The 6,915-nt window shown below is 32.4% G+C and carries 9 protein-coding genes; all 9 read left to right on the plus strand.

Annotation, left to right across the window (positions count from 1 at the left end; translation table 11 throughout):
• The first annotated feature begins 3 nt into the window (after positions 1 to 3).
• The 9 genes from gcvH to B5X64_RS22135 all read left to right on the plus strand — a co-directional run bounded on the left by gcvH (position 4) and on the right by B5X64_RS22135 (position 6,799).
• Entirely contained in the window at positions 4 to 384 is a 381-nt protein-coding gene (gcvH, locus tag B5X64_RS22095) for a glycine cleavage system protein GcvH (RefSeq protein WP_079467288.1), read from the plus strand.
• 6 nt (positions 385 to 390) lie between these two features.
• On the plus strand, positions 391 to 1,488 hold the full coding sequence (gcvT, locus tag B5X64_RS22100; RefSeq protein ID WP_079467283.1) for a glycine cleavage system aminomethyltransferase GcvT: 1,098 nt from the start codon (positions 391 to 393) through the stop codon (positions 1,486 to 1,488).
• A gap of 12 nt (positions 1,489 to 1,500) precedes the next feature.
• On the plus strand, positions 1,501 to 1,872 hold the full coding sequence (locus tag B5X64_RS22105; RefSeq protein ID WP_079467284.1) for a glycine cleavage system protein H: 372 nt from the start codon (positions 1,501 to 1,503) through the stop codon (positions 1,870 to 1,872).
• On the plus strand, positions 1,869 to 2,333 hold the full coding sequence (locus tag B5X64_RS22110; RefSeq protein WP_079467285.1) for a methyltransferase domain-containing protein: 465 nt from the start codon (positions 1,869 to 1,871) through the stop codon (positions 2,331 to 2,333). Before B5X64_RS22105 ends, B5X64_RS22110 begins: the two co-directional genes overlap by 4 nt.
• 237 nt (positions 2,334 to 2,570) lie before the next feature.
• Entirely contained in the window at positions 2,571 to 3,140 is a 570-nt protein-coding gene (locus tag B5X64_RS22115; protein ID WP_066679269.1) for a helix-turn-helix domain-containing protein, read from the plus strand.
• The gene (locus B5X64_RS22120) at positions 3,137 to 4,378 is read left to right on the plus strand and encodes a site-specific integrase (protein ID WP_066679270.1); all 1,242 of its coding nucleotides are present in this window, start codon (positions 3,137 to 3,139) and stop codon (positions 4,376 to 4,378) included. Before B5X64_RS22115 ends, B5X64_RS22120 begins: the two co-directional genes overlap by 4 nt.
• Positions 4,379 to 4,879: 501 nt before the next feature.
• Positions 4,880 to 5,227, plus strand: a complete 348-nt coding sequence (locus tag B5X64_RS22125) for a helix-turn-helix domain-containing protein (RefSeq protein ID WP_066679272.1) — start codon at positions 4,880 to 4,882, stop codon at positions 5,225 to 5,227.
• Between the two features lie 392 nt (positions 5,228 to 5,619).
• Complete coding sequence (locus B5X64_RS22130; protein ID WP_079467286.1) at positions 5,620 to 6,225, plus strand: recombinase family protein; 606 nt, start codon at positions 5,620 to 5,622, stop codon at positions 6,223 to 6,225.
• A gap of 178 nt (positions 6,226 to 6,403) precedes the next feature.
• Positions 6,404 to 6,799, plus strand: a complete 396-nt coding sequence (locus B5X64_RS22135; protein WP_079467287.1) for a hypothetical protein — start codon at positions 6,404 to 6,406, stop codon at positions 6,797 to 6,799.
• The last annotated feature ends 116 nt before the right edge of the window (positions 6,800 to 6,915 follow it).

The raw sequence follows: 6,915 nt of genomic DNA on the forward strand, positions 1-6,915 counted from the left end.
ATAATGAAGATCCCTGAAAACCTCTTGTATACTGAAGATCATGAGTGGGTTAGATTAGAAAAGGAAATGGCTTATATTGGAATTACCGATTTTGCACAACGCAAATTAGGAGATATAGTATATGTTGAAATAGAAACCCTTGGGGAAATTTTAAAACAACATGGGATATTTGGAACAGTTGAAGCTGTAAAGACGGTATCTGACCTTTTCCTACCCATTGCGGGAAAAATATTGGAAATCAATCCTAAATTAGAAGCCCATCCTGAGCTGGTAAACTCTGATCCTTATGGAGAGGGGTGGATGATAAAAATTAAAATGGCAAACCTTTTTGATACAGAATGGCTGTTAAGACCCGCTGTTTATAAATGTATAATAGGATTATAATACAATATGGAGTCTGTAAAAACAAAGAAAACAGCATTTAACGCAATCCATCACATCCTTGGTGGGAAAATGGTAGAATATGCTGGTTTTGAAATGCCTGTCCAGTACAAAGGAGTAACGTGCGAGCATGAAACGGTAAGAAGCAGTGTTGGAGTTTTTGATGTGTCACATATGGGAGAGATCTCGATACAAGGAAAAGGTTCTTTTGAATTAATGCAGAAACTCACGACCAATGATGTGTCAAAACTTTATCCCGGTAAGGTGCAATATAGCTGTATGCCCAACGATACAGGCGGAATTATTGACGATTTGCTGGTTTATAAAATAAGTAAAAACGACTACCTTCTTGTGGTTAATGCTTCTAACATACAAAAAGATCTGGATTGGGTTAAAAGACATAATTCTTTTGGAGCAGAAGTAACCAATATTTCAGATTCAATTTCTTTATTGGCTGTTCAGGGACCAAAATCTTTAAAAGTATTACAGAAGTTAACAGATATTAATTTAAAAGAATTAAAATCTTTTAGTTTCACCATTGATGAATTAGCCCGTATTCCGAATGCTTTGATCTCAACAACAGGGTATACAGGAGAACTAGGTTTTGAAATCTATGTAGAGAACAAATACGCAGCTCATCTATGGGAAGCGATATTTGAGGCAGGAAAAGATGAAGGTATTGAACCGATTGGATTAGCCGCCAGAGATACGTTAAGACTTGAAATGGGGTATTGCCTCTATGGAAATGATATTAATGATTACACTTCTCCTTTGGAAGCAGGTCTTGGCTGGATAACAAAATTTACCAAAGATTTTATTTACAACGGATTCTTAAAAATTCAAAAAGAAAAAGGTGTTACTAAAAAGCTGGTAGGTTTTGAAATTGAAGGCAAAGACATTCCTCGCCATGGATATGAAATTTGGGATCATCATCATCAAATTATTGGAACGGTTACCTCGGGAACACTTTCTCCTACACTCAAAAAAGGAATAGGAATGGGATACGTCTGCTTTGAAAGTGCTAAAGATGGAAGTGAAATTTTTATTAATATAAGAAATAAACCGGTCAAAGGTATCATTGTGAAAACTCCATTTATTAAAGATTAATCAAATAACAGTATGCTTGTTCCCAAAAACCATTATTATACAGAAAATCATCTGTGGTTAAGAAAAATAGGATTATACGATTTCTGTGTAGGGATTACCGACTTTGCTCAAAAGGAGATAGGAAAAATCCATCTGGTTGAATATATCAGGCAAGAATCTATCATAGGTAAAGAGAACCATTTTGGAGCTATACACGGAATCAATAAGACTTTTTCGCTTGTTGCTCCCTTTGACTTTCAGATTGTAGAGGTAAATAAAAATATAGCTATAAAACCTTCCCATATTAACACAGACCCATATAATTCTTGGTTTTTTATTCTTTCAACTCATATCTCAACTGATGAATTTTTAACATACGAAGAATATTTAAAATTAATAAAATGATTTTTCAACAAATTAGGCAGAATATTGATGTAAAAGATTCCGTTTTTAATGAAATATATCCTCCAAACATAAAAGTTGTTGCAGAAAAACACTGGACTCCTGTTGCTGTGGCCAAAATGGCTGCAAAATATTTGGTAGAAAAACCTGGTACAAAAGTACTTGATATTGGTGCGGGTGCAGGCAAGTTTTGTCTAATCGGTGCTGCTTCTACAGAAGGTTTTTTTTATGGAGTAGAGCAAAGAGCTTCTCTCACGAAAATATCAAAAAAAATAGCAGTGAGGCATAATATTGAGAATGTAGAATTCATCCATTCCAATATTGATAAAATTAGCTTTTTTGATTATGAAGCCTTTTACTTTTTTAATTCTTTTTTTGAAAACATAGATACCTCAAATCCGATTGATGATACAATACTTCCCGACAGCGATTTATACCATGTTTATTCAAATTATGTCAAATAAGTAGCAATTATCATCGATTAATATCGATTGAAATAAATTAGCAAATCGCTGTAAATGTAATGTTTACAGCGATTTTTTTGTTTTTGTATTTTTTCTTAATAGTTGATTTTAATCAATTTTTATTGTATTTTTGTATCTCAACTGTACCGCGCGCTATTTGGATGTAATGTGCGTCTTATGCGCCTTATTTTATTTTAGGAGCCAAAAAACAGAGAATGTTCAGGATGTTATTTCAGGATGGGATTTAGTAAATTAAAAATACCAAGGGTATGTGAGCAGTGTTCAAAACCCTTTGAAGCAAAGACAGTTATGAGTCGTTTTTGCTCTACTTCTTGTAACAATAAATCATTAAAAGCAAGGAAGAAACTTGAAAAAGATAAAGTAGAAAAATATACTCTTTTAGAAAAATATAAGAACAAGATTGCCGAAGTTCAGAATAGAGAATTTATCTCAGTTGCTGAAGCTACTGTTATGTTTGGACTTTCAAAAGATACAGTGCACAGATATATAAAAAGAGGAATTATTACTGGAACTAATTTAGGCTCAAGATTGACTCGTGTGAAGCGATCAGATCTGGAAAATTTATTTTCAGCAGTTGAAATGCCGGAAGAAAAGGAATTAATAATTGAGAAACCCAATTTTGAAGTTGGTAATTGTTATACAATTTCCGAAATTAGTTCAAAATTCCATGCTGATCCAGGAACTGTAACAAACCTAATAAAAAGAAATAAAATTCCGACAAAGAAAGTTGGAAGTTTCGTGTATGTTCCTAAAATTTTAATTGATAAAATTTTTGAAGGAAAATGAAAGAGTTACTAAAAACTAAGGTTACCGTACGCTTACGAAAAGCCGAGTTCCGAAATGAATGGTTTATTTATTTGGAAAGTTATCCTGTGAAGATGTCTGGTAGAGATAAAGTTCAAAGAGTTCGGGAGTATCTGAACAGAAGCGTTACAACGGTAGATTTTGACAAAAAACGACCTGCGAGAACAACACAAGATTCCGTGTCATTTAAACCTAAAAGAGATGATAATGGTATTATTGTTTGCAAAAGCAATAACGACCGCGAGACAATGCTTTATGCAGATTCTTTACGCAAATTGCGGCAGAGAGAGTATGATAACTTTGAACTTTACAGTGATCTTGACGCAGTACTTGCAGAACAAAAAGAAAAATCTCAGGAAAATTTTGTGAGATATTTTGATCTGCTGGTTACTAAAAGGCATAAAAACAATTCCGAATCCATTCAAGTAAATTGGTATCGCTCAATAGAGTTTCTAAAAGATTTTGGAGGCGAAACCATTACTTTCTCTCAAATAGATACAAGGTTCTGTGAAACGTTTAAAGCATATCTATTGACTGCTAAAAGTGGTAGTAATAAAGAAAATAGTATTTCTCAAAATACAGCTTCAACATATTTTTCTGTTTTCAGAGCTGCATTGAAAGAAGCTTTTATCGATGGCTATTTTACCAGTGATATTTCTGCTAAAATAAAATCGATTCCGCACAAAGAATCAAGACGAGAATATCTTACACTTGATGAACTTAATACTTTAGTTGAAACGCCATGTGAACTTGACGTACTAAAACGGGCGGCACTCTTTTCAGCTTTAACAGGTTTACGGCATTCCGATATTCAGAAACTTACGTGGAACGAAATAAGCCTTGAAAATGATCAGGCGAAAATAAATTTTACTCAAAAAAAAACCAAAGGCGTAGAATATATGCCGATGTCTAAACAGGCATTACAACTTTGTGGTTCAGTTGGTCTTCCTACTGATTTAATTTTTAAAAATTTGACTGACCCGGCTTGGATTTCCCGACCACTAAAGAAGTGGATTGAAAGTGCAGGAATTAACAAAAAAATAACTTTCCATAATTTCAGACACACTTTTGCAACGCTTCAACTTTCGAGTGGAACTGATATTTACACAGTTAGTAAAATGCTTGGTCATACAAACGTAAAAACTACGCAGGTTTATGCAAAAATTGTTGATGAGAAGAAAAATAAAGCTTCGACTGCTATTCATCTGAAAAATTTGTAAATGTATTTGCAACACATGTTTTGAGAATAATAACTTAATATTTCCTCCTGTAAATCTTTAAAATTGGCGTAGATACTAGGCTATCATGTAATATACATTACTGGACTGGGTTAATAATATCGAACATTACATCACCGTCTGTCTACTGATGCATCTTTCATTTTCGGTAAGCTAAAAGTTGAATGGCATCTTTAAAGAAGCGGATTAGTACTATTAATTAGCCAATTTAGGAAAAAGGCATACTTTATTAAGTCAAAAACATAATAATCTATATTTCGGTTGGTAGATTTACTTAAGGTAGGAGTGATAAGCAACTTATAATAGAGTAAAATAGTTAAGGTTGCGGTAGCAAAGTATAGTAAAATACTACATTACGGTGAATTATATATCTTCCAAAATAACCGAAATGATAATGTCATCATTATATATGAAAGGGACGCAGATGTAGAATCTCTCTTACCAAAATTATTTATTTTTTGTGAAATCTATAAATTAAATACAATGAATGATCATGACATATCTTTCGAGAATTTACCAAATGCAGTTGCGTTTCTCATTAACGAAGTTGGTGATCTTAAGCTATTACTAATTAAAGAAAATGCGACAGTAACGATTCCTTCCAAAAAAAAACCGATAGGTATTGATGAAGTATCAAAACTTATCGGAAAAGCAAAATCAACTATTTATACATTGGTGCGAAAAAGAAATATTCCTTGCTACAAAAATGGCAAGAAACTTTATTTTTTTGAAGATGAACTTTTAGATTGGATCTCTAATGGTAAACGCAAGACCATGGAAGAATTGACATTTGAAAGTGAACAGTACAAAAAAAAGAATTCTGGAAAATAATCACATTCGGTGAAAAAAAATGCTTAAGCTGTCTTATCTATAACTGAAAAATTTCATCGTAAATCGTATAATATTTATCGAAATTCCTTCAGATTTAAAAATAGTATAATCTCTTACGGAAGCTCTAGGAACATATATTAAAATGTTTAGACTATTCGAAATGTAAAATTATAAACGATTTACAAATTCTTTTACTAAGCATAAATATCAAATTAGCTCTCAAAAATTATAAAAAACTTTTTCGGAAAATCTACTCTTAATTTACTGTAGTATTTTGAGATTTTACAATTTGGTACTTTAAAATCTTATTTTTTCAGTTAACTTTCTCAAAATCTCATATCATTAAACAAAGTTTCATAAATTTACAGAGTATGAGTTTAATGTAACAAAATATGAAAATAGGATATGCCCGAGTTTCAACCAAAGATCAAAATTTGGATTTGCAAATTGAAGCTTTAGAAAAAGCTGGTTGTGAGAAAATTTACCAAGAGAAAATTTCTGGTGCAACAAAAAATCGTCCCGAGCTTGATAAAATGATAGAACAGTTCAGAGAAGGTGATGAATTGTATGTTTGGAGATTAGATCGGTTAGGGAGAAGCTTAAAAAATATTATTGATCTTGTTTTAAGTTTAAGTGATAAAGGAATTATAATAAAAGGACTTGTAGATGGTGTTGATACTTCAACGATTAATGGTCGTCTGTTTTTAAACCTTATGGCGTCTCTTGCCGAATACGAAAGGGAGTTGATAAGAGAAAGAACGAATGCGGGATTGCAATCTGCTAGAGCAAGAGGGAGAACTGGTGGAAGACCCAAGGGGTACACTGCAGAAACAATTTCAAAGCTACTCCTTCTGCGTTCAATTTATAAAGATCCAACAATGCGTCCGGAAGATATTTATAAGCCTTTTGGATTGACTAGGGCAACATTTTATAGGTATGCTAAAATTCTGGATCACCATACGGATGAAGAAATTAAAAAAATGGGTATTAAGAAGTGAAAAGTTCGCCAATCCAAAGATAGATTTGACCGAAATATGACTGTATGAAACTAATAATCAATTCATCAAAATAATATTTTATATTAGTAGCATTAATGGCTTTGCGACTATCATATAGTTTGGATTGACGCAATGCGTAAATTTGGAAGTTGTGCGTCATTTTGCAAAACCTAAAAGAATGAAAATAATAGACGAAACAGAAAAACTAAAACTTGAAACAGAAGACGAGTTATCTGTTTTGACTGAAAAAGCAAGCGGGATAATATTACTAAATGAGTATTTTTATGGCAACCCAAGCTGTGGAATTATTGACCCTAAAAATAATTGGGCAATTGTAGCTGGAATTCATTTGATATTTTGGAAACCTTCTGAAACCATAAAATATCAAAACGAAAACTTTGAATGGATTCACTCAATAAGAATAAAAGATAAAAATACAGTTGAAATTCTCACTGACCCATGGAGTGGAAAATCATCTATTTGGGAGTTGAACACAGAAAATGCTAAAGTGAAAAAAATTAAAGACTTTCCAGAATATATAAATAAAGAATATACAGAAGTGGTTAATTGGTAAAAAAAACGAACGCACAACAAAGGTAACCGTTGCACAACTCTTTAGTTTTTCCGTTATTCCAAAAAATAAGATAAAAAGCAACCTCTTTTAAAGCGATTTAAAAGAGGTTGCTTTTT

The sequence above is a fragment of the Chryseobacterium balustinum genome, assembly GCF_900168205.1.
Taxonomy (GTDB): domain Bacteria; phylum Bacteroidota; class Bacteroidia; order Flavobacteriales; family Weeksellaceae; genus Chryseobacterium; species Chryseobacterium balustinum.

Bases quoted from the DNA above. Each gene is read 5' to 3' on its own strand.
- B5X64_RS22125 (WP_066679272.1), top strand. From the start codon at position 4,880: ATGAATGATCATGACATATCTTTCGAGAATTTACCAAATGCAGTTGCG.
- B5X64_RS22120 (WP_066679270.1), top strand. From the start codon at position 3,137: ATGAAAGAGTTACTAAAAACTAAGGTTACCGTACGCTTACGAAAAGCC.
- gcvH (WP_079467288.1), top strand. From the start codon at position 4: ATGAAGATCCCTGAAAACCTCTTGTATACTGAAGATCATGAGTGGGTT.
- gcvT (WP_079467283.1), top strand. From the start codon at position 391: ATGGAGTCTGTAAAAACAAAGAAAACAGCATTTAACGCAATCCATCAC.
- B5X64_RS22110 (WP_079467285.1), top strand. From the start codon at position 1,869: ATGATTTTTCAACAAATTAGGCAGAATATTGATGTAAAAGATTCCGTT.
- B5X64_RS22135 (WP_079467287.1), top strand. From the start codon at position 6,404: ATGAAAATAATAGACGAAACAGAAAAACTAAAACTTGAAACAGAAGAC.
- B5X64_RS22115 (WP_066679269.1), top strand. From the start codon at position 2,571: ATGGGATTTAGTAAATTAAAAATACCAAGGGTATGTGAGCAGTGTTCA.
- B5X64_RS22130 (WP_079467286.1), top strand. From the start codon at position 5,620: ATGAAAATAGGATATGCCCGAGTTTCAACCAAAGATCAAAATTTGGAT.
- B5X64_RS22105 (WP_079467284.1), top strand. From the start codon at position 1,501: ATGCTTGTTCCCAAAAACCATTATTATACAGAAAATCATCTGTGGTTA.